The 22529-nt window shown below is 30.1% G+C and carries 20 protein-coding genes; 13 read left to right on the top strand and 7 right to left on the bottom strand.

The window, feature by feature from the left end:
• Positions 1-53: 53 nt before the first annotated feature.
• The 3 genes from menD to ACVC08_RS04845 all read left to right on the top strand — a co-directional run bounded on the left by menD (position 54) and on the right by ACVC08_RS04845 (position 3181).
• Complete coding sequence (menD, locus tag ACVC08_RS04835; protein ID WP_452601200.1) at positions 54-1808, top strand: 2-succinyl-5-enolpyruvyl-6-hydroxy-3-cyclohexene-1-carboxylate synthase; 1755 nt, start codon at positions 54-56, stop codon at positions 1806-1808.
• Positions 1809-1930: 122 nt separating this feature from the next.
• Positions 1931-2272, top strand: coding sequence for a DUF2853 family protein (locus ACVC08_RS04840; RefSeq protein ID WP_452601201.1), 342 nt, complete (start codon positions 1931-1933; stop codon positions 2270-2272).
• Between the two features lie 78 nt (positions 2273-2350).
• Positions 2351-3181 carry a CvfB family protein gene (locus ACVC08_RS04845; protein ID WP_452601202.1) on the top strand — a complete coding sequence of 277 codons (831 nt, stop codon included), beginning with the start codon at positions 2351-2353 and terminating at the stop codon, positions 3179-3181.
• Here the strand turns inward: ACVC08_RS04845 and ACVC08_RS04850 are convergent.
• The 3 genes from ACVC08_RS04850 to ACVC08_RS04860 all read right to left on the bottom strand — a co-directional run bounded on the left by ACVC08_RS04850 (position 3173) and on the right by ACVC08_RS04860 (position 5315).
• Positions 3173-4264, bottom strand: a complete 1092-nt coding sequence (locus tag ACVC08_RS04850; protein ID WP_452601203.1) for a C1 family peptidase — start codon at positions 4262-4264, stop codon at positions 3173-3175. The genes ACVC08_RS04845 and ACVC08_RS04850 overlap by 9 nt on opposite strands.
• A 68-nt stretch (positions 4265-4332) precedes the next feature.
• Positions 4333-4770, bottom strand: coding sequence for a hypothetical protein (locus ACVC08_RS04855; RefSeq protein ID WP_452601204.1), 438 nt, complete (start codon positions 4768-4770; stop codon positions 4333-4335).
• Between the two features lie 134 nt (positions 4771-4904).
• On the bottom strand, positions 4905-5315 hold the full coding sequence (locus tag ACVC08_RS04860; RefSeq protein ID WP_452597678.1) for a hypothetical protein: 411 nt from the start codon (positions 5313-5315) through the stop codon (positions 4905-4907).
• A gap of 347 nt (positions 5316-5662) precedes the next feature.
• Between ACVC08_RS04860 and ACVC08_RS04865 the strand changes: the two genes are divergently transcribed.
• From ACVC08_RS04865 to ACVC08_RS04875, 3 genes are read left to right on the top strand one after another with little or no spacing between them, the layout of a single operon-like run.
• Positions 5663-6502, top strand: coding sequence for a 1,4-dihydroxy-2-naphthoyl-CoA synthase (locus ACVC08_RS04865; protein ID WP_452601205.1), 840 nt, complete (start codon positions 5663-5665; stop codon positions 6500-6502).
• Between the two features lie 11 nt (positions 6503-6513).
• Positions 6514-7416, top strand: a complete 903-nt coding sequence (menA, locus tag ACVC08_RS04870) for a 1,4-dihydroxy-2-naphthoate octaprenyltransferase (protein WP_452601206.1) — start codon at positions 6514-6516, stop codon at positions 7414-7416.
• 21 nt (positions 7417-7437) lie between these two features.
• Positions 7438-8115 carry a metal-dependent hydrolase gene (locus tag ACVC08_RS04875; RefSeq protein WP_452601207.1) on the top strand — a complete coding sequence of 226 codons (678 nt, stop codon included), beginning with the start codon at positions 7438-7440 and terminating at the stop codon, positions 8113-8115.
• Here ACVC08_RS04875 and ACVC08_RS04880 read toward each other — a convergent pair.
• On the bottom strand, positions 8110-9003 hold the full coding sequence (locus ACVC08_RS04880; protein WP_452601208.1) for a sterol desaturase family protein: 894 nt from the start codon (positions 9001-9003) through the stop codon (positions 8110-8112). The two genes, ACVC08_RS04875 and ACVC08_RS04880, sit on opposite strands and share 6 nt — an antisense overlap.
• A gap of 61 nt (positions 9004-9064) precedes the next feature.
• Between ACVC08_RS04880 and ACVC08_RS04885 the strand changes: the two genes are divergently transcribed.
• The 7 genes from ACVC08_RS04885 to ACVC08_RS04915 all read left to right on the top strand — a co-directional run bounded on the left by ACVC08_RS04885 (position 9065) and on the right by ACVC08_RS04915 (position 19044).
• Positions 9065-10099, top strand: coding sequence for an o-succinylbenzoate synthase (locus ACVC08_RS04885; RefSeq protein ID WP_452601209.1), 1035 nt, complete (start codon positions 9065-9067; stop codon positions 10097-10099).
• 3 nt (positions 10100-10102) lie between these two features.
• Positions 10103-11059: a CPBP family intramembrane glutamic endopeptidase gene (locus ACVC08_RS04890; protein ID WP_452601210.1), complete on the top strand. Its 957-nt coding sequence runs from the start codon at positions 10103-10105 to the stop codon at positions 11057-11059.
• Entirely contained in the window at positions 11059-12114 is a 1056-nt protein-coding gene (locus ACVC08_RS04895; RefSeq protein WP_452598183.1) for an AMP-binding protein, read from the top strand. The genes ACVC08_RS04890 and ACVC08_RS04895 overlap by 1 nt, the downstream gene beginning before the upstream one ends.
• 55 nt (positions 12115-12169) lie before the next feature.
• Positions 12170-13936: a signal peptide peptidase SppA gene (sppA, locus tag ACVC08_RS04900; protein ID WP_452598184.1), complete on the top strand. Its 1767-nt coding sequence runs from the start codon at positions 12170-12172 to the stop codon at positions 13934-13936.
• A gap of 169 nt (positions 13937-14105) precedes the next feature.
• Complete coding sequence (locus ACVC08_RS04905) at positions 14106-16277, top strand: YfbK domain-containing protein (RefSeq protein ID WP_452601211.1); 2172 nt, start codon at positions 14106-14108, stop codon at positions 16275-16277.
• Between the two features lie 193 nt (positions 16278-16470).
• Complete coding sequence (locus ACVC08_RS04910; protein ID WP_452601212.1) at positions 16471-17103, top strand: hypothetical protein; 633 nt, start codon at positions 16471-16473, stop codon at positions 17101-17103.
• 264 nt (positions 17104-17367) lie between these two features.
• Complete coding sequence (locus ACVC08_RS04915) at positions 17368-19044, top strand: carboxypeptidase-like regulatory domain-containing protein (RefSeq protein ID WP_452601213.1); 1677 nt, start codon at positions 17368-17370, stop codon at positions 19042-19044.
• Between the two features lie 79 nt (positions 19045-19123).
• Here ACVC08_RS04915 and ACVC08_RS04920 read toward each other — a convergent pair whose 3' ends face one another.
• Genes ACVC08_RS04920 through ACVC08_RS04930 form a run of 3 tightly spaced genes read right to left on the bottom strand, consistent with a single transcriptional unit; the run spans position 19124 to position 22479 of the window.
• Positions 19124-19990, bottom strand: a complete 867-nt coding sequence (locus ACVC08_RS04920; RefSeq protein ID WP_452601214.1) for a hypothetical protein — start codon at positions 19988-19990, stop codon at positions 19124-19126.
• Positions 19987-20847 carry a hypothetical protein gene (locus ACVC08_RS04925; RefSeq protein WP_452601215.1) on the bottom strand — a complete coding sequence of 287 codons (861 nt, stop codon included), beginning with the start codon at positions 20845-20847 and terminating at the stop codon, positions 19987-19989. The genes ACVC08_RS04920 and ACVC08_RS04925 overlap by 4 nt, the downstream gene beginning before the upstream one ends.
• Before the next feature lie 3 nt (positions 20848-20850).
• The gene (locus ACVC08_RS04930) at positions 20851-22479 is read right to left on the bottom strand and encodes an acyl-CoA carboxylase subunit beta (protein WP_452601216.1); all 1629 of its coding nucleotides are present in this window, start codon (positions 22477-22479) and stop codon (positions 20851-20853) included.
• Positions 22480-22529: the final 50 nt, after the last annotated feature.

Raw genomic sequence — 22529 nt, forward strand, 5'->3', positions numbered from 1 at the left:
CACTTAATTTTAGAAGTTTTAATTAGCAAATGGTATAAGATTTTATCTTAACTATGATATACCCTAAAATCCCTTTAGCTCAAACAGTAATAACACTTTGTAAAGCTAAAAATATTAAACATATAATATTATCTCCAGGCAGCAGAAACGCACCTTTAACCATAGGTTTTACTCACGATTCTTTTTTTAAATGCTATAGCATAGTAGATGAGCGTTGTGCTGGTTTTTTTGCATTAGGAATAGCACAACAAACCAAAATGCCTGTAGCTTTAGTATGTTCGTCAGGTAGTGCTCTGTTAAATTATTACCCCGCAATATCTGAAGCATATTATAGCAATATTCCTTTAGTAGTATTGTCTGCAGATAGACCTAAATATTTAGTAGGTATAGGAGATGGGCAAACAATTAATCAAGAAAATATCTATAAAAACCATATACTATATTCTGCTAATTTAAAACAAGATTTAAAAGAAGGCCAAACGTTTAAAGACAATGAAAATGAATTGCCTATAATAAAAAGTATAGAAAATAAACTTGAAAAATATTTAGGATTACAACAAAGTATTCAGGAACAAAACGAGGTAGAGATAAACAAAGCATTAAATAGAGCGTTAATACAAAACGGGCCTGTGCATATTAATATCCCTTTTGAAGAACCTTTATACGATAGAGTAGAAACTTTGTCTGTAACACCACAAGTTATAAAACCAGTAACTCCAGAAATACTTAATGAAGATTATAATGAATTTGCTAAACTATGGAATAAAGCAAAGCGAAAACTTATTTTAGTAGGCGTTAACCCACCAAACACCATAGAACAACAATTTTTAAATAAATTAGCAGAAGACGATAGTGTTATAGTACTAACGGAAACAACATCTAATTTGCATCACAACTCGTTTTTTCCAAGTATAGATAAATTAATAGCACCATTAACAGATACCGAGTTCGAACAATTAAAACCAGATATACTGTTAACCTTTGGAGGCTTGGTAGTTTCAAAAAAAATAAAACGATTTTTAAGAGACTATCCACCAAAAGAACATTGGCATGTAGGTGAAACGAGAGCAAATGATACTTTTTATGTGTTAAGTAAGCACTTTAAAATGTCTGAAAATTATTTTTTCAATCATTTTTTTAAATACATTAAAGCTACAGATAGCACTTACAATAAGTATTGGCAATCTGTAATGCTAACGAGAAGAACTAAACACGAAGAATACATAAAACAAATTCCTTTTTCAGATTTTAAGGTGTTTAATATAGTATTAAAGACAATACCAAATAACAGATTACTTCAAGTAGGTAACAGCTCTGCTATACGGTATTTGCAACTGTTCGATATTAATAAAACAGTAGAGGTTTTTTGTAATAGAGGCACTAGTGGTATTGATGGTAGTACAAGTACAGCAATTGGAGCAGCTATAGTTTCTAGTAAACAAACTGTATTTATAACAGGAGATTTAAGCTTCTTTTACGATAGTAATGCGCTGTGGAACAATTACATCCCAAAAAACTTTAGAATTATAATTATAAATAACTTAGGAGGTGGTATTTTTAGAATTCTTCCTGGACATAAGAACACAGAAAACTTTGATACTTATTTTGAAACTAAACATGATTTAAATGCATCACACCTATGTGAAATGTTTGGGTTTGAATATTTAAAGGCTAATACAGAGAGAAATTTACTTACTAGTTTACACGATTTTTATGAAGATTCTAATAAACCTAAGCTATTAGAAGTATTTACACCTAGCGAAGTTAATGATTCTATTTTACTGGATTATTTCAAGGTTATTAAGTAGTTTGCCCGTTTTATTTGGTTTTTATCGATATCATATCGAAAAAAAAAATTAACTAAAAAATGATTGGCGTAAAAAATTTGTATATTTAGTAACCAATAAATAATTAAAACAATTTAGACATTATGAGTAAACGTGACGAGCTTATCGTAAAATACGCAGCAGACTTAAAAGATAAGTGTGGTGTAGAACCAGATATGGATTTTTTAACTAAAGTAACAGTTGGTTGTGGACCATCAATTTACAATAAAGACTCTTCTACTGTTTCTGGTACAGATGAATCTGAATTGGCTACAGTAAAAAACAATTTTTTAATTAAAAAATTAGGCCTAGCTGATAGTGCAGATTTAGATAAAGCTATAGACGATGTTATGGAAAAATATGGACGTTCTAACAGAACAAAGTATAGAGCTGTAGTATACTACTTACTAGCTAAGCACTTTAAAAAAGAAGCTGTTTATAATTAATAAAAAGCTTAAAATTATAATTTATAAAAGCGTTGCAATGTAGTTGTAACGCTTTTTTTATATTACTACCTTTGCAAAATGATAAATATAGGACAATACAATACTTTAGAGATTTTAAGAGATACAGAACCAGGTTTATTTCTAGGAGATGCAGACGAGAACGAAGTTTTATTACCCAATAGATATGTACCTGAACATTTTGAAATTGGAGATACTATAGAAGTCTTTATTTATTTAGATAACGAAGAGCGAATTATAGCAACAACAGATGCGCCTTATATTACAGTAGGTGAATTTGCTGTATTACGATGTAACGATGTAACCAAACACGGTGCATTTTTAGATTGGGGATTGGTTAAAGAACTGTTTTGCCCATTTAAAGAGCAGGTTTTTCCTATGAAAAAAGGAGGTTGGTATTTAGTACACTGCTATATGGATGAGAAAACAGAACGTTTGGTAGCATCTAGTAAAACCAATCGCTTTTTAAACAATGCAGAGCTAACAGTCTCAGAATTCGATACAGTAGATATTATTGTTTCGCATCCTAGTGATATTGGTATGAATGTTATTGTAAATAATAATCATTTTGGATTAATATATAAGGATAGTATTTTTCAAGATTTAAGCGTAGGAGATAAGCTTAAAGGCGTTGTGAAAAAAATACGTCCAGGAAATAAAATAGATATTACTTTAGGACAAATTGGATATAGAAATATAGAACCAAATGCGGAGTTAATTTTAAAAGCTCTAGAAGATAATTCAAACTACCTTCCGTTGCACGATAAATCATCACCTGAAGCTATAAAAGAACAGCTCCAGATGAGTAAAAAGAATTTTAAAAAAGCTATAGGATCTTTATACAAGCAAAAGTTAATAACTATTAAAAAAGACGGAATCTACCTAGTTTAATTTTTTTGCTAAAGTTGGTTTTAACGCATCCTTGTGTAGGGTAATAGATATGGTTTTTAAGCGCATGTATGCTTCACTCATGTATATGTAACCACCTTTACCAATTTTACCCCAAGAGTTTTTTACTTTATAATATTTAGTACCATTTTGGTCTTTTACTAATCCGGTAATATGCATTAAGTGATCATCTGTAGTGTTGTAATTTTCAAATTCTTGTTGTCTTAACTCAGGTGTAATATCTAGCTCTTTAACGGTATTTTTTAATGCACGTTCATTTTCACTAGCATTATGTGGCACCACAGCAATACTATTTTGGGCAGAAAATGTTTTTTCACTTACATCACAATCCAACTCAATAGTATATCCATTTTTTAAAGCATTATCTATTGTATCAATTAATTCGTCTAACGAAACATTATAAAAACTACCATTAGAAAAGTTATCAGGAATATTTAATATAAAGTTTGAATATAACGGTTTATGCGTAAAACTTGTTAAGTTAACATAATCTTCCGTTTTAATTTTTGTCATTTCTAAAAAAGTAAGAGGTGTGTACTCAACACTTTCGTAAGTAAAAGTCGAAACATTTTTACCAAGAGCATCATCTAAAATAGCATTAGTTTCTTGTTTCCAATCTGTTTTAGATTCTTTAATATAAGCAGTTAAAACAGCTTTAATATCTTTAACCATTTTAGAGTGGTTATGTTTTTTTGAATCATTTTTTAATCCAGAATAAGCACTAACAGGAACCAAACCATATTCTGCAACACTATTTAAAACATCATGAGCTAAACCACCCTCACTAAATTGTGCTTTACCTTGTCTCATAACATAGTTCCAAGCCTTTTTAGGATAAGTTTGTCTAACGGTATACATCTCAGATAAATCAATCTGTTTCCCCGTTAGCCTCATAATTTCACTTTCTAAAAACGAAGATGTAGAAAAACTCCAACAAGTTCCTGTATTTCCTTGGCTAATAACATCAGTAGCATCTAAATCTACTACTGTTTTAAAGTCGTACTCTTGAGAGAATATAGAAATGGAAAATAAAAAGAAAAGGGAGAGTAAAATTGAATGTTTCATAATTTAGTGTATCATTTATTAGATACACTAAAGTATAAAAAAGAAATAAACTAAAAATAAGAATTGAGTTAAAAGCTTAAAAAGCTATTAGTTTTATTTTTATTATTGGGTAGTTTTTTAGCCCACTCAACAGCTTCATATAAATCGGAAAAGTACTCTACTTTTGTAGATAAAAAAAACTTCTCTAAAATGGCATTAATCCAGCCTCTTTCTGTATAAGAAACAATAGCATAGCCATTTATAAAGTAACTGTTTTTAAAAAACTTTAACCAATCAGAAGGCCTTACTTCATATTTATTAACCCTATTTGTTATGTAACTAACAGATGGATTTTCACCATAATGCTCTAATACAGCTTTTATAACATCTTGAGCAGAATCCCAAGTATAAGTAACACCCTCATTTATTTCTGCAATGATAAAGTTTTCAAAAAAATAATAAGTTCCATTATCCGATATGTGGATATCTTCAATGAAGTCAGCTAAATTAGAGTCTTCTATTTTCATTTATTAAAGATGTTTGGCGTTTGGATATTACAGTGTTACACTATAAATTATATATGATTTTTTTATAAGTTTTTAAAATAAAATCACTCCTAACTTGTTTAATGATTTAATTGTGTGCATGCATAAACAGAATACTATAAACTTATTTGCTTAACCCAATTTATAGCCTTTTGTAAACTATTAAAATTTTCAACTTCCGTTTGTACAAATAATTTTTCTATAACCGAGTTTACCCAACCAGCTTCAGTATAAGTAACCATAGCATACCCTTTTAAACAACTCCTATTATTACTATTAAAAAATTTGTACCAATCAGCAGGGTTTACAGAGTAATTATTTACTCTATTTGTAATGTAGCATAAAGAGGGGGTTTTTCCATAATGTTTAAATATAGCAGGCAGTAAATCTTGAGCAACCTCCCAGGTAAAAACAACACCTTCATTAATTTCAGAAACTATAAAGTCTTTAAAAAAATAATAGTTTCCGTATTTAGATAAATAAACATCTTCGATTAAGTTCGATATTTTAGAATTTCTTATTGTCATATCTAATGTCTTAATAATTAATATTTTTAGCTATAATCTTGAGGGTATACAAATTTACAATGCATACATTGTATTGTTAGTTTAGCAATTCATAATTGAAATATTAAATCGTTTAAAAGGTTATTTTACCGATTAATGCAATTTTGTGGAAGATTTTACTTACAAATAATAATGTGTAAATCATTTATTTTTAGTGTTTTATGTTTTAATCTGTTGATTGAATGTATAGTCGTAAATAGAGAGTAATTCCTGTTTTTACTTTGTTTAAAACAACCAATTAAGATTGAAAATATAGTTGGATAAATTCTATTTTCCGTATTTTTATGCTCCAAAAATTTGAAATTATAATGAGCGAAATTAAATGGATAAAAGCTAAAGACTATGAGGATATTACATATAATAAATGTAATGGAGTAGCCCGAATAGCTTTTAATAGACCTAATGTAAGAAATGCATTTAGACCAAAAACTACTAAGGAATTATATGATGCATTTTATGATGCACAGGAAGATACGAGTATAGGAGTTGTATTACTATCGGCCGAAGGCCCATCTACTAAAGATGGCGTATATTCCTTTTGTTCTGGAGGCGATCAAAAAGCAAGAGGTCATCAAGGCTATGTTGGAGAAGATGGGTACCATCGTTTAAATATACTAGAAGTACAACGTTTAATTCGTTTTATGCCAAAGGCAGTTATTGCTGTAGTACCAGGATGGGCCGTTGGAGGAGGACATAGTTTGCATGTTGTATGCGATTTAACTTTAGCGAGTAAAGAACATGCTATATTTAAGCAAACAGATGCCGATGTAACTAGTTTTGATGGTGGATATGGCTCTGCCTATTTAGCAAAAATGGTAGGACAGAAAAAAGCGAGAGAGATTTTCTTTTTAGGAAGAAATTATTCTGCACAAGAAGCTTACGAAATGGGAATGGTTAATGCAGTTATTCCTCATGAAGAATTAGAAGCAACTGCATATGAATGGGCTCAAGAGATTTTAACAAAATCACCTACCTCTATTAAAATGTTAAAATTTGCTATGAATTTAACAGACGATGGCATGGTTGGACAACAAGTATTTGCTGGAGAAGCAACACGTTTAGCCTATATGACAGATGAAGCAAAAGAAGGACGAGATGCTTTTTTAGAAAAGCGTAAGCCAAACTTCCCAAAACAATGGATTCCTTAGGCTTATAATATATGAAACAACTTTCTGTATGGTTATCTGCTTTTAGACTAAGAACATTACCATTATCTATATCTGGAATTATTGTAGCTGGATGTTTAGCAGAATATAATGGAGTGTTCTCTTGGGAAATATTTACCCTAGCAATTTTAACAACCCTAAGCTTTCAAATTCTTTCCAATCTAGCTAACGATTATGGAGATGGCGTAAAAGGTACCGATAATGATGATAGAATTGGGCCAGAACGTGCTTTACAAAGTGGGGCAATTACACCAAACCAAATGCTAGGGGCTATAAAAATTAATATATTACTAAGTATAACATTAACAATAAGCCTAATATATACTTCATTTGGAGTTAAACACTTGTTATATGCTCTATTTTTTATGGCATTAGGATTAATGTCTGTATTTGCAGCAATGAAATATACTATGGGAGAAAAAGCCTATGGTTATAAAGGCTTAGGAGATGTATTTGTATTCATTTTTTTTGGTTTAGTTAGTGTAGTAGGCTGTTATATATTATTTGCAAAGCGAATAGATCATGTTGTATTTTTACCAGCCATTAGTATTGGTTTGTTAAGTGCAGGCGTGCTAAATCTTAATAACATGAGAGATATAGAAAGCGATGCAAAAGCCAATAAAATAACACTAGCTGTAAAGCTAGGAAAGCAAAAAGCAAAACAATACCATTTACTATTAGTAATAGGCGCTATCGTTTTATCCTTTTTATTTGGCATTCTATATTACACATCACCATTTAATCTTATATTTTTTATAGCTTACATACCCTTATTTAAACATATAAATTTTGTTAGAAAAAATACTGTTCCTAAACAATTTGATCCTGAATTAAAAAAACTAGCATTGTCTACAGTAGCACTAGCATTATTATTAGGAATAGGGCATTTATTATAAGTCATTTAAACAATAATAGTCATGAAAATTACATTTTTAGGCCACGCAACATTACAAATAGAAATAAACGATGTAACTATATTAGTAGACCCGTTTATTACAGGAAACCCTAAAGCATCTCATATAAAAATTGATGATTTAAAGGCAGATTATATTTTAATAACACATGCACATCAAGACCATATTTTAGATGTAGAAGCCATTGCAAAACGCACGAACGCAAAAGTAGTTTCTAACTATGAAATTGTTACGCATTTTGGTGCTAAAGATATAGAAGGTCACCCTATGAACCATGGAGGAACTTGGCAATTTGAGTTTGGTAAAGTGAAATATGTTAATGCAATACACACCTCTTCTTTTCCAGATGGTAGTTATGGAGGACAACCTGGTGGATTTGTAATTGAAACTAAACATAAAAATATTTATATAGCAGGAGACACAGCATTAACATTTGATATGAAGTTAATTCCATTACAAACAAAACTAGACTTAGCTATTCTACCAATAGGAGATAACTTTACAATGGGAATAGAAGATGCAGTTTTAGCCAGTGATTTTGTTGAGTGTAATACTATTCTTGGTTACCACTTCGATACATTTGGATATATAGAAATAAACAAAGAAGAAGCTAAACAACAGTTTGCAAATAAAAATAAAACCTTAACACTGTTAGAGATAGGAGAAAGTATAACGCTATAATTTGTTTTCTTTAAGCCATTCATCTCTTAAATCATCCGAAACTTTACCACTACCATCATGCCTCCAACCCGGAGGCTTAAAAAAATATTGTAATCTGCTAGAGAAAGATTTTTTTCCAGAAATTACATCTTTAAACATGGCAATCCATTCTAAAAAAGCAATTTTAATAGGGTTGTAGGTATTTATATTAACGGTAAGCCCATAGACTACTTTTTCTTCTTTAAGTTCTGGCTGGAACGTTTTAAATAACTTATCCCAAATAATAAAAATACCAGCATGGTTTCTATCTAAATAAAGAGGATTACTACCGTGGTGAACTCTATGATGAGACGGCGTATTCATTACTGCCTCAAACCATTTAGGAAGTTTATCTATGGCTTCAGTATGTATCCAAAACTGGTAAAGTAAACTAACAGACATTTGGAACATAATCATCGCAGGATGAAATCCTAAAAGCGGTAACCATAACCAAAAAATAAATGTGTAAAAACCACCAGACCATGTTTGGCGAAGCGCTGTACTTAAATTGTAATGCTGAGAAGAATGATGTATAATGTGAGAAGCCCAAAATAACCTACACTCATGAGAAATACGGTGAAACCAATAATATGCAAAATCATCTGCAAATAGTATAAGTATAAAACTCCACCATGTAACCGGAATTGTAAAAAATCTATAATTATCGTAAATATAAAAGAACGATACTATAACAAGCACTTTACTTAAAAAACCTAAGAAAACATTACCGAGTCCCATACTAATAGACGCTAAAGAATCTTTAACCTCATAACCTTTAATGCCTTGTTTAATAGTTACATATAATTCTAGTAACATAGCAAGTATAAAAAAAGGAATAGCAAATAAGATTATATCGGGGAAATCTGTCATTATTAAATGTAATTATAGTCGCTAATTTACTAAATAAATTTAAGTATTTTTGATGTATAATATGACAGCAACTTACCATAAATACAACCTTAACTTTAAAATGCCTAGCGGGACTTCACGAGGCATTTTAAAAACAAAGGAAACTTGGTTTATTATATTAAACCAAAACGGAAAAACAGGAATAGGAGAATGTGGTATTCTTAGAGGGTTATCTATTGATGATAGAGCGGATTACGAACAGCAATTAGTACACACATGCCAAAATATAGATAAAGGATTAGATGCTCTTTTAGTAGAAAATATAGCGTTTCCTAGTATTCAAATTGGATTAGAAATGGCTTTTATGTCATTAAAATCTGAAAATCAATTCAATTTATTCCCTTCAAAATTTACAGTAGGTCAAGAAGCGATTCCTATAAATGGATTGATTTGGATGGGGACAGAAGCTTTTATGAAACAGCAAATACAAGAAAAAATTGAAGCAGGTTTTTCATGTATTAAAATGAAAATAGGAGCTATAGATTTTAAAACAGAACTAAGCCTTTTAAAATCTATACGTAATAACTTTAGTGAAAACGATATAGAATTAAGAGTAGATGCTAATGGCGCTTTTGCCCCAAAAGAAGCTTTAGAAAAGTTAAAACAACTGTCCGAGTTTAAACTACACTCTATAGAACAACCTATAAAACAAGGACAATTTGAGGACATGGCTAAGCTATGTGAAGTAACACCTCTACCAATTGCCTTAGATGAAGAATTGATAGGCGTTTTCTCTATAACTAAAAAAGAAGAATTACTAAACATAATTAAGCCCCAATATATTATTTTAAAACCTAGTTTTATTGGAGGTTTTGCGGGTAGTAATGAGTGGATTAATTTAGCCGAAAACCATAACATAGGCTGGTGGATTACTAGCGCATTAGAAAGTAATGTAGGGTTAAATGCTATTGCTCAATACACCTATTTAAAACAAAATAAAATGCCACAAGGGCTAGGAACAGGAAGCTTATTTACAAATAACTTCGATTCTCCGTTGCAAGTAAAAAATGGTACATTGCAATACAATATAAATAACAATTGGAAATTTAAAATATAATATATGTATATAGCGCAAGCATTTAATGTTTTACACGATTGGTGGAGGTACTTTATAGGTACAATTTTAATAATTATAGCTTCTTTTATAGGTCAAGTACCCTATACTGTGGTGATTATGGGGAAAATGATAAAGGATGGAGATGATTTTACAAATATAGATCAAGCTACAATGATGTCTGTATTAGAACCTAATTTAAATCTCTTTTTATTGCTATTATCATTTGCTATAGGTTTAATAGGGTTATTTATAGTTGTAAAAGCATTACACAAGCAAACAATTACTCATTTAACAACAGCACGAGAGAAAATAGATTGGAAACGTATAATATTTTCTTTTTTCTTCTGGGGAATTTTATCTTCTAGTATGGTCCTTTTTGATTATTATTCAAACCCAGATGATTATGTTAATAATTTTGAGTTAAACCGATTTATAATTCTAGCAATAATTGCTATAGTATTAATTCCATTTCAAACAAGTTTCGAAGAGTATTTATTTAGAGGCTATTTAATGCAAGGAATTGGTGTTGTAACAAAGAATAAATGGGCGCCATTATTAATAACATCATTAATTTTTGGGTTATTACATATCGCTAACCCAGAAGTTGAAAAACTAGGGTACACCATCATGATTTATTACATAGGAACAGGGTTATTTTTAGGAATAATTACTTTAATGGATGAGGGTATGGAATTGGCTCTAGGATTTCATGCCGCTAATAATCTATTTACAGCACTTTTAGTAACAGCAAATTGGACTGCTTTTCAAACACATTCGGTTTTAAAAGATGTTTCTGAGCCAACTTTAGGATTCCTAGATCTTGTATTACCTGTATTTATAATTTTTCCAATTTTACTATTTATTTTTAGTAAAAAATACAAATGGACCAATTGGAAAGATAAACTATTGGGAGCTGTAGAAGCTCCTGTACTTGAGGATATAAATAAAATAGGAGAGTAGTGGTACCTAAATATAATAAAGTACATAATCGATTTCGATATAATAAAATACATTATTCATATCAAAACCTTAACGAATTAGCCTATAGTTTAATAAAGGAAGGCGAAAACTATCAAAAAGAAATAGGAGATTTTATACTAGATTGGCAAGACAACACCCCATATCTTTTAGCAAAAACATCTGGGTCTACAGGTCAACCAAAAACGATAAAACTAAGTAAACAAGCAATGGTAAATTCAGCCATAGCTACAGGTGATTTCTTTGGATTGCGTCCTGGAAACAGTACTCTATTATGCTTGCCAGCCTCTTACATAGCAGGAAAAATGATGCTTGTTAGAGCTTTTGTACTAGGCTTAGAATTAGACATAATTGAACCAAAATCTAGTCTTAGCATTAACGAAACAAAAGTGTACGATTTTTCTGCAATGGTGCCTATGCAATTGCAGAGCAATATAAATAAGTTAGGTAAAATAAAACAACTTATTGTAGGTGGTGCACCAGTTTCTAAAGCGTTAACAAATACAATACAAGATTTAAAAACTAGAATTTATGAAACCTATGGGATGACAGAAACAGTATCTCATGTTGCAGTAAAACAAATAAACGGAAAAGGCAAAACTCAAACATTTAAAACGTTACCTAATGTACGTATTTCTCAAGATAAAAGAGGTTGTCTAATAATAGAAGCACCAAGTATTACATCAAGTACAATAGTAACAAATGATAATGTTATTATAGAAAATGAAAAAGCCTTTAAATGGTTGGGACGTTTTGATAATGTTATAAATACAGGTGGTATTAAAGTATTCCCAGAGCAACTAGAAAATAAGTTAAAAGAAAAGGTAATACCCCGTTTCTTTATAGCATCAGAAAAAGATGAACGATTAGGAGAGAAAATTATACTAGTATTAGAAGGAGATTACACTATTAATAATTCTGTTTTTAGTGAGTTAAAAGCACATGAGAAACCTAAGAAAATATACAATATTTCTCAATTTTCAGAAACGACTTCAGGGAAAATTCAACGTAAAAAAACGTTAGAAAAATTAAAGTAAATAATACTGTAACAAAACAGATGTTACAACTACTAATTAAAAAAGATAAATTATAATGAATTTTATAAAACGCGTATTAGCTACAGTTACAGGAATCTTCGTTTTTTTCGGAATCTGTTTTGGTCTATTATTAATTATAGGCATTTTTGCAGGAGCCTCTTCAGAAAATATTATTACAGTTAAAGAGCAATCTGTATTAGACTTAAAATTAGATTTTCCTATAAAAGACTATGCCGCAAAAACTGTATTTAAAGAATACCCATTTTTAGATGAAACTAATAAAAATGGACTATTCGACATTATTAACGCAATAGATTATGCCGCAACCGATTCTAAAATAAAAGGAATATCTATAGATAGTAACTTTTTAATGGCGGGAGTCTCACAAACAAAAGCTATTAGAGATGCACTATTAAAATTTAAAGAATCTGGAAAATTTATAACAGCTTATGCCGATGTATATAGCCAAAAAGATTACTATTTAAGTTCTATTGCAGATACCATTTATATGAATCCTGTTGGTATTATGGAGTTTAAAGGGCTGTCTACAGAACGATTGTATTACAAAGATTTTCAAGAAAAAACAGGATTGAAAATGGAAGTAATACGACTTGGAAAATATAAAAGTGCTGTTGAGCCTTACTTAGAAAACGAAATGAGTGAGAATAACAGAGAACAAATAAGTGTATACTTAAACGGGCTATGGAGCGAAATTAAATCTGAAATATCGCAAAGCAGAAATATACCTACAAATGCTTTAAACACAATAGCAGATAATTTACTAGCAAGAACACCTACCATGGCAAAAGAAGCTAAATTAATAGATAAAATTGCCTACAGAGACGAATATGAAAGTGCTATAAAAGCAGCAATTGGTATAGATGCAGATAAAAATATAAATACAATTACTATAGAAGATTACTCTAATTATGTAGCAGATAAAAAATCTATACAATTTGCTAAAGCTAAAATAGCAGTAATTTATGCAGAAGGACAAATTATTTATGGAAAAGGGAATGAAAACTTTGTGGGGCAAGGTACTATGGGAGAAGCGCTTAAAAAAGCTAGAGAAGACGATAAAATAAAAGCGATTGTTTTAAGAATTAATTCACCAGGAGGAAGCGCACTAGCAAGCGAATTAATTTGGAGAGAAATAGAACTCACTAAAAAAGTTAAGCCAGTAATTGTGTCTATGGGAGACGTTGCTGCTTCAGGAGGTTATTATATAGCATGTAATGCCGATAAAATTTTTGCAGAAGCAACTACAATTACAGGAAGTATAGGTGTTTTTGGTACCTTGCCTAATGGAAAAGACTTAGCAGATAAAATGGGAATTAATGCAGAGCAAGTTAAAACTAATAAAAATGCAGTAACCTATAGTTTTTTCGAGCCATTAAGCGAAGAACAACGCGCATTTATAAAAGAAGGAATAAATGATGTATACGAGTTATTTACTCAGCGTGTAGCAGATGGTAGAGAAGGCTTAACACAAGATGATGTAAAAGCAATAGCGCAAGGACGAGTATGGACTGGAAGCGATGCTTTAAACAATGGATTAGTAGACGAGTTAGGCGGGTTAGATGATGCCTTAAAGTACGCTGCCGAACTAGCAGAAATTGAAGATTACAGAATAAAAGAACTTCCAGTTTACGAAAAAACAATAGAAGAGTTAGTAGAAGGGTTTGGTTTAATTAAGTCTAAAGAATCTATTTTAGAAGAAGAGCTAGGTGTTGAAAACTATAAGATTTTAAAGGAGATAAAGACAATGACAGAGCAAAAAGGAGTGCAATTATTATTTCCATTTAACACAGAGATAAAGTAAAATTTTATACAAATACATTAAAAATTAAAACAGTAAATATAAAAGGTTAAGCTAGTGCTTAACCTTTTTTGTTTTCCAAGTTCCCTCATTGAAAGCATGTATTCCCTCAATGTCGGTTTTGTAATACAGGCTTTGGTTATAGTTTTACTTCGAATTTAAAACATTAGCCATGAAAACATTAACTATTGCAAAACAAATAACAGGACTATTCTTTTTCTTGTTATTCACGCTTCAACTACAAGCACAAGAAAAAACAATATCTGGGATAATAACAGATGAATTAGGAGCACCACTCCCAGGAGTAACTATTGTTAAAGTAGGAACAAAAGTTAAAACTCAAACTGATTTTGATGGAAAATATGCCATACAAGCCAATAAAGGAAATATATTAAGGTACTTTTCATTAGGATATAAAACTACAGATAAAATTGTAGGAGACTCAAAAACAATAAGCTTTAATCTAGAATTAGATAATACAGCTTTAGAGGAAGTTGTCGTTACTACATTAGGTATAAAACGAAAGAAAGACGAAGTAACTTATGCATATCAAGAAGTAAAAACAGAAGCCTTAACCAAAACAAATAACCCAAATGTAGTTAATGGTCTAGCAGGAAAAGTATCAGGCTTGCAAATAACGCAAAACACTAACTCTGTAAGCAGAGGTACTAAAATTGTATTACGCGGAAATCGTTCTATAACAGAAGGAAACCAAGCATTAATTGTAATAGATGGTGTAATTGCTACTACTGCAGAACTAAATAAAATAAAACCTAGAAAAATAAAATCTGTAAATGTTATTAAAGGCGCTAGAGGAGCAGCATTATATGGCTCGCAAGGTGGAAATGGAGTTATAGTTGTAAATACTAAAAAAGGAAATTATAAAAGCTTAAGTAATAAGCAACAAAAATTACATATAAAACAAATAGAAAAGCCAGAGTCAGTAAAAATGGATAACGAATCATACTCTAAAATCCATGAAAATAAATTTAAAAGAGCAGTATTGGAGCCATTATCAACATTTTCTATAGATGTAGATAAAGCATCATACAGTAATGTGAGACGTTTAATTAATAATGGACAATTTGTACCAGCAGATGCAGTTAAAATAGAAGAAATGGTAAACTATTTCAATTATAATTACCCGCAACCAAAAGGAGAACACCCATTTTCTATTAATACAGAAGTTGCAAAAACACCATGGAACAAAGACACGAAATTGATAAAAGTGGGGTTACAAGGCAAAACATATAAAAACGAAGCACTACCAGCATCTAATCTTACATTTTTAATAGACGTATCTGGCTCTATGCATTCAACAAAAAAACTACCATTACTTAAATCGGCTTTTAAACTATTAGTAAATCAATTAAGAGATAAAGACAATGTTGCTATAGTTGTTTATGCAGGAGCAGCTGGAGTAGTATTAGAACCAACCTCTGGAAGAAATAAAGACGTAATTATAAAAGCATTAGATAATTTAAGAGCAGGAGGCTCTACAGCTGGAGGACAAGGCATAGAATTAGCATACAAATTGGCGCAACAACATTTTAAAAAAGGCGGAAACAATAGAATAATATTAGCAACAGATGGTGATTTTAATGTAGGGGCATCGAGTAATGAGGCGATGGAAAAGTTAATAGTAGAAAAAAGAAAAACAGGAGTGTTTTTATCCGTTTTAGGGTTCGGATATGGCAACTATAAAGACTCTAAATTAGAAACCTTGGCAGACAAAGGTAATGGAAACCATGCATATATAGATACTATGCAAGAAGCAAAACTAATTTTTGGAAAAGAATTTGGAGGCACACTATTTACTATTGCTAAAGACGTTAAAATACAAGTAGAATTTAATCCAGCTAAAGTACAAGCCTACCGATTAATTGGTTACGAAAATAGACTATTAGCAAACGAAGATTTTGTAGATGATACTAAAGATGCTGGAGAATTAGGAAGCGGACATAACGTAACAGGATTATACGAAGTAATACCAGTAGGTTCAAAAAGTGATTATTTAAAAGAAGTGACCAATTTAAAATACACAAAGACAAAAATAACAGACGTATATGCAGATGAATTAATGACAGTTAAGTTTAGATATAAAAAACCAGATGGAGACAAAAGTATAGAACTCATGCAAATAACAAAAGATGAAGTAACAGAAGCATCTGAAGATATGAAATTTGCTGCATCGGTTGCATTATTCGGAATGCAATTAAGAGCATCGCAATTTCATAATAACTCAAAAATAGAAGACGTAATAGCTCTAGCAGAAGCAGGAAGAGGCGATGATAAAGATGGCTACAGAGCAGAATTTATTAGGTTAATTTCTACAGTAAAATAGTGTAGCAGCTTTTTAGCCAAATACTGGTGGGTAAATGGTATATGTTGCAATCTATTTTGTAGAGTAAAGGTTAAGTAAATACTTAACCTTTTTTTAGTTTATAACTTCCCTCAGTAAAAAGAGTAGTTCCCTCAATATAAGTTTTTTAAAGTGCTTTTTAAGCATAACTTTATTGTAATTAAAACACAAAATTATGAAACATATAATAACCACACTAATTGCAGTATTGAGTATAACTATTGTTAATGCACAAAGCATAAATTTAAAAACAGAATCTGTTGAAATAGATAACTTAATCACATTTGTAGCAGATTATTTTCCAGCAACAGAAAAACCAAAAGAAAATACAATAAACTTAGTAAAAAACACTTTGTTTTTAATAGAAACAACAACCAAAAACTTCTCACAAGAAGATAAGATCGTTTTACAACAAAGCTTTAAGTTGTTAAGTAAAAGACTAACAAAAGAAGATACAATTACTATTGTTGTGTACTCGGGGCAAAATGGTATACTCTTAGAAAGTATTTCAGCAAAAGAAATAAAAAGAATTCTGTATACACTTAACGACATAAAATCTAATATCACAAAACAACATAAAGATGGTATTACATTAGCCTACAAACTAGCACAAGAGCAATTTAATGAAGAAGAAATAAATACAATAGTAATGGTTAGAAACCCAAAAGCGTTAACATCTAAACAACCTACAGTATCTAGTACATTAGCAGTAACTAAAACCGATACAGAACCTAAACCTAAAAATAATGGAGTTTTAATAACTGCAATTACATTATTGCCAGAATTAATTTCAATTATAAAAGACTAATAAAGCACAGAAAACCATGAAATATGTTTTACGAATGCTATGATTCATGTTAGTTACATTTAATGTACATGCTCAAGACATTCCAACTATAAAAATTGGAGATGATAAATGAGACATTGAATCATTAGTTATAAAAGAAGAAGTGAAATCCACTTTACTTAAACAAAAGTAGGGTTTACTCATTAGAAAGAGTGTTTCACTCAATTGCTTTTTATTTTTAGTATCTTTAATTATAGTTTTACTTTAAACTAAATTAATTAACTTATGAAAACAATATTCAAACTCTTACTTGTAACTTTTATCTCAGTACAGGCTTATGGACAAGATGCTCCTGCTATAGATCAAATTAATGTATCTGGAGTAATTTTAGATGAAGACGGGAACCCATTTCCTAATGTAAGTATTTTAGTAAAAGGGACAACAACAGGAACAGAAACTAATGTAAATGGTAATTATTCTATAGCAGTTAATACTGGAGAAGTTTTAACCTATTCTTTTAAAGGGTATTCTACTTCCGAAGCTTATGTAAATGAGCCAAAGAATATTAATATAACAATGGTTCCCAAAGAAAGTGAATCAAACGATGTTGTAGTAACAACTTTAGGCTTAGAACGTAAAAAGGATGAAATTACTTCTGCATATAGAGTAATAGATAATAAATTACTTACTCAAGCTAATAACTCTGATGTTTTAAGTAGTTTAGCAGGTAAAGTAAGTGGCTTAACTGTTTTAGAAAAAAATGGAAGTGTAAAATTAATATTAAGAGGTAATAGATCACTTAAAAGTGATAACTCTGTATTAATTGTTCTAGATAACGTAATTACTCCAGCAGATTTTGTAAGAACAATAGATCCAAGATCTGTAAAAAGTGTAAACGTAATTAAAGGAGCCGCTGGCTCTGCTTTATATGGTAGCCAAGGAAGTAATGGAGTATTGGTAATAACAACAAGTAAAGATTATAATTCAAAATTGCCAGTAGTAAATAAAAAAGTCAGTAAACTTAAAGCAGTAAAATATAAAGGGAGATTAAAAGTTAAAAAGAATAATAATAAAGCAGATTATATAAAAGTATTATCTAAAGCTAAAACAAATGAAGACGCATATAATATGCATGTGGCTGAATTAAAAGAAAAGCATAAAGATAATTTAGGGTATTATGTAGATGTCTACGATTTCTTTGTAAAAAAAGGAGCAGAGGAAGAAAGTAAGGCCATTTTAAATGAAATAATTAAATCAGAATACGATAATTACGAATTACTAAAAGCTTTAGGATACAAATTAGAAGCTGCAAAAAAATATAAGTTAGCTAGTTCAGTATATAAAAGAGTTTTATTATTAAAACCAGAAGATGCACAATCGTATAGAGATTTAGCATTAGCATACCAAGAAATTGGAAAAAATCAAAAAGCATTCGAATTATTAAACACTGTAGTTAGTGATGCCGTTTATAAAGCTAAAGACACTAAAAAATCTTTTGCAATGAATAATATTACTAAGAATGAAATTAATAGCTTAATTCAAAATGATAACACTATAAATAAAAGTACTTTAGATAGTTATAATGAAATAAACACTAATTACGATGTAAGAGTCGTTATCGATTGGAATAGAGCAGATACAGATATAGAATTACATGTTATAGACCCTAATTTAGAAGATTGCTTTTATAGAAATCCTAAAACACAAATAGGAGGGGAAATTGCAGCAGATGAAAACACAGGTTATGGACCAGAAGAATTTACATTACGTAATGCTAGAAAAGGAGATTATTATATTAAAGTAAATTATAATAATGCAGTATTACAAAACGATGAGAACCCTACGTTTATGAAAATAACAACATTTAAAAACTATGGTACTGCTAAAAGAACAAAAGAAGTACAAGTAGTAAGATTGGCTAAAAACAAAGGAGAGCAAATTGTAGGGAAAATTACTATTTAGAATCAATTAAAAAATTAATTATACAAAAAAGGAACACTTTTTAAGTGTTCCTTTTTATATGTAAAGACAAGATTTCGCTTTAATCTTTATGTATAAAATTAATTTTATGATTATTTTTTTTAAGAACCTCTTTAGCCACTTTATGCTGTTCTTCAAACGTTTCTAGGCTTGTACCTTTACAAATACCATAAGAATAATGATATTTTAAAAGTTCTATATCTAATTCCGATAAATTCTTATTAGAAGAGTAACAATTAGAAAAGTAACTATCGCAATTAAAATCGTTAATACGCTTGAAGTAACCTATAGCACTAAAAAAGTATTCTTTTAATTTATAAAGTCTAAGTTTAGAGTTAAAATATTTATTAGGGTCTATTTTAATAGCTGCTCTATAAAGTTGATTTTTTCCATTCCAGTACAAGTAATCAGACGTTTTTATATCTACTAATTTAGACTCATAATCATAATCTCCATTATAATAAATAACAAAATTTGAGTCTTCAACATGCTTAACTTGATGGATATTTAATGAATCAATTTGAGAACTTATAGTATTAACAAAAGACATTAATTCTTTTCTTTCTTTTTTAGAAATACTTTTAGAGAAAAATAACTTAATATCATCTTTCCAGTACTTCATTTTTGTATCCTTACTATACTTACCATTACTATGGTTAAACGCTACTTTTTTATAATAGTTTAAAAATGTAGAATCTTTATATTCATAAGGAACTCGCACACCTTCTGGGCGCTTATAGTTTTCAACTAAAACTAAAGTATCTTTATCTTTAAATTTAAAATTGAGACTATCTTTCTGTGTTAAAGGCTTTTTGTACTTAGTCTTATACATGCTTATAGGCATATAAGTAGTAACTTTTTGCCTATGTATTTCTTGTTGAGAATAACTAGAGCATGTAAAAATAAAAGATAAAATTAGTAATCTCATTCTTTATGTATGTTAAGTAATTTTTTAAATGTAGTACCATTAATTCTCTGATCGTATATAGCCCCATAATGGATTCGTAAAAGCTCTATATCTTTTTCAGTAATTTTATTAGAATTATTATACTCCATACTTAGTAAACTATCTTTTCCAATATATTTGCTAAATTGAAAATGACCTAAACTTATAAAGAACATTTGTTTTAATTGCTTTAATAGTTTAGTCTCAGTTCTAGATTGCGAAGGATTTACAGATAGAATACCACTATAAAATTTGTTGTTATTATCTGTTAATAAATGATAAATAGCTCCAGTAGTTATAGATTCCTCTTTATCTATTTTTTTATTAAAAACATAGTCTTCTCCATAAGTATAAATTGTTTCAGAACTTGTTTTAATATAAAAATTAGCCTTTTCTATATTATTTGTGAATGTAATATTAAGGTTTTTAATTTCATGTTTATTTATACTTGAAAAAAACGTTTTAAAGGCTTTTCTTATACTTTTTGGTAATTTAGGATCAAGATATACAACAATAGCCGTATTCCATTGTTTCAGTTCGTAAACTGTTTTTGATGTTTCTGTAGAATTACAAAATACAGCAAATTGATAAGTTTTAAAGATGTTTTTATAAGAATAAGCAGACGGGTTTAAATAGTTAATATCTTCTAATTCTGAAAAATTATAATTATCATACAAAGTATCGTTACTTATAATAACTTGTTCTCTAACATTTTTAGAGCTATAAATTTGTTTAGAACTAAATAAACGTTTGTGTGGAACAATACTATCAAACTTATTTTGAGCCAATAATGAGTTGGTAAAAATAATAAAAACTAAAAGAGTTAATAATCTATTCATAAATTACACCTGTAAAACCCCCATATTAAATGGTTTTTCAATTGGGGCATGGTTAGCAGCCTCAATACCCATACTAATCCATTTACGAGTATCTAAAGGATCTATGATGGCGTCAGTCCATATTCTTGCAGCTGCGTAATATGGAGAAACTTGGTTATCGTAACGCGATTTTATTTTATTAAATAACTCTTCTTCTTTTTCTTTGGTAAACTTTTCACCTTGTTTTTCTAAAGAAGCTTTTTCTATTTGTAATAATACCTTAGCAGCACTATTTCCACTCATAACAGCCAATTCAGCACTAGGCCAAGCTGCAATTAATCTAGGATCGTATGCTTTACCACACATGGCATAATTACCAGCACCATAACTATTACCAATAACAATTGTAAATTTTGGTACAACACTATTACTTACAGCATTTACCATTTTAGCACCATCTTTTATAATACCACCATGCTCACTTTTACTACCAACCATAAAACCAGTAACATCTTGTAAAAACACTAGAGGTATTTTCTTTTGATTGCAATTGGCGATAAAACGAGTGGCTTTATCTGCGCTATCATTATAAATAACACCTCCAAATTGCATTTCTCCTTTTTTAGTTTTCACTAATTTCCTCTGGTTAGCGACTATACCAACAGCCCAACCATCTATTCTAGCATAAGTTGTAATAATGGTTTGCCCGTAGCCTGCTTTATACTCATCATATTCTCCATTATCTACTAAACGTTTAATAATTTCAAACATATCGTACTGGTCTGCTCTAGATTTAGGCAAAATACCATAAATATCTTCAGGATTATCTTTAGGTTTCTTTGCTTCAACTCTATTATATCCAGCTTTATCAAAATCACCTATTTTATCCACAATACGTTTAATCGTATCTAAAGCATCATGATCGTCTTTAGCTTTATAATCTGTAACTCCAGAAATTTCACAATGTGTAGTAGCCCCTCCAAGAGTTTCGTTATCTATACTCTCACCAATAGCAGCTTTAACTAAATAACTACCAGCAAGGAAAATACTACCAGTTTTATCTACAATAAGAGCTTCATCACTCATAATTGGTAAATAAGCTCCACCAGCTACACAACTTCCCATAACAGCAGCAATTTGAGTAATACCCATACTACTCATAACGGCATTGTTTCTAAAAATACGTCCAAAATGTTCTTTATCTGGGAAAATCTCATCCTGCATAGGTAAATAAACACCAGCACTATCTACTAAATATATAATAGGAAGTTTATTTTCTATAGCAATTTCTTGAGCACGTAAATTTTTCTTTCCAGTAATAGGAAACCAAGCACCAGCTTTAACAGTAGCATCATTTGCAACAACTATACATTGTTTGCCTTTTACACACCCTATTTTTACAACAACTCCACCAGAAGGGCAACCACCATGTTCTTTGTACATGTCTTCACCAGCAAAAGCACCAATCTCTATGCTCTTAGACTTTTTATCTAATAGATAATCTATACGTTCACGAGCAGTTAGCTTACCCTTAGCATGATGTTTCTCAATACGTTTTTCTCCACCACCAAGTTTTACTTTGGCTAAACGTCTTTTTAAATTAGACAATAGTAATTTATTGTGATCTTCGTTTTTATTGAAGTTGATGTCCATATTAAATTTTTATTTGCCACGAATTTACAAAACCCAAACATGTATTAAAA

Source organism: Pontimicrobium sp. MEBiC06410 (assembly GCF_053601615.1).

Coding starts and splice junctions, on each gene's coding strand:
- menD (WP_452601200.1), top strand. CDS start 54: ATGATATACCCTAAAATCCCTTTAGCTCAAACAGTAATAACACTTTGT.
- ACVC08_RS04840 (WP_452601201.1), top strand. CDS start 1,931: ATGAGTAAACGTGACGAGCTTATCGTAAAATACGCAGCAGACTTAAAA.
- ACVC08_RS04845 (WP_452601202.1), top strand. CDS start 2,351: ATGATAAATATAGGACAATACAATACTTTAGAGATTTTAAGAGATACA.
- ACVC08_RS04850 (WP_452601203.1), bottom strand. CDS start 4,264: ATGAAACATTCAATTTTACTCTCCCTTTTCTTTTTATTTTCCATTTCT.
- ACVC08_RS04855 (WP_452601204.1), bottom strand. CDS start 4,770: ATGAAAATAGAAGACTCTAATTTAGCTGACTTCATTGAAGATATCCAC.
- ACVC08_RS04860 (WP_452597678.1), bottom strand. CDS start 5,315: ATGACAATAAGAAATTCTAAAATATCGAACTTAATCGAAGATGTTTAT.
- ACVC08_RS04865 (WP_452601205.1), top strand. CDS start 5,663: ATGAGCGAAATTAAATGGATAAAAGCTAAAGACTATGAGGATATTACA.
- menA (WP_452601206.1), top strand. CDS start 6,514: ATGAAACAACTTTCTGTATGGTTATCTGCTTTTAGACTAAGAACATTA.
- ACVC08_RS04875 (WP_452601207.1), top strand. CDS start 7,438: ATGAAAATTACATTTTTAGGCCACGCAACATTACAAATAGAAATAAAC.
- ACVC08_RS04880 (WP_452601208.1), bottom strand. CDS start 9,003: ATGACAGATTTCCCCGATATAATCTTATTTGCTATTCCTTTTTTTATA.
- ACVC08_RS04885 (WP_452601209.1), top strand. CDS start 9,065: ATGACAGCAACTTACCATAAATACAACCTTAACTTTAAAATGCCTAGC.
- ACVC08_RS04890 (WP_452601210.1), top strand. CDS start 10,103: ATGTATATAGCGCAAGCATTTAATGTTTTACACGATTGGTGGAGGTAC.
- sppA (WP_452598184.1), top strand. CDS start 12,170: ATGAATTTTATAAAACGCGTATTAGCTACAGTTACAGGAATCTTCGTT.
- ACVC08_RS04905 (WP_452601211.1), top strand. CDS start 14,106: ATGAAAACATTAACTATTGCAAAACAAATAACAGGACTATTCTTTTTC.
- ACVC08_RS04910 (WP_452601212.1), top strand. CDS start 16,471: ATGAAACATATAATAACCACACTAATTGCAGTATTGAGTATAACTATT.
- ACVC08_RS04915 (WP_452601213.1), top strand. CDS start 17,368: ATGAAAACAATATTCAAACTCTTACTTGTAACTTTTATCTCAGTACAG.
- ACVC08_RS04920 (WP_452601214.1), bottom strand. CDS start 19,990: ATGAGATTACTAATTTTATCTTTTATTTTTACATGCTCTAGTTATTCT.
- ACVC08_RS04925 (WP_452601215.1), bottom strand. CDS start 20,847: ATGAATAGATTATTAACTCTTTTAGTTTTTATTATTTTTACCAACTCA.
- ACVC08_RS04930 (WP_452601216.1), bottom strand. CDS start 22,479: ATGGACATCAACTTCAATAAAAACGAAGATCACAATAAATTACTATTG.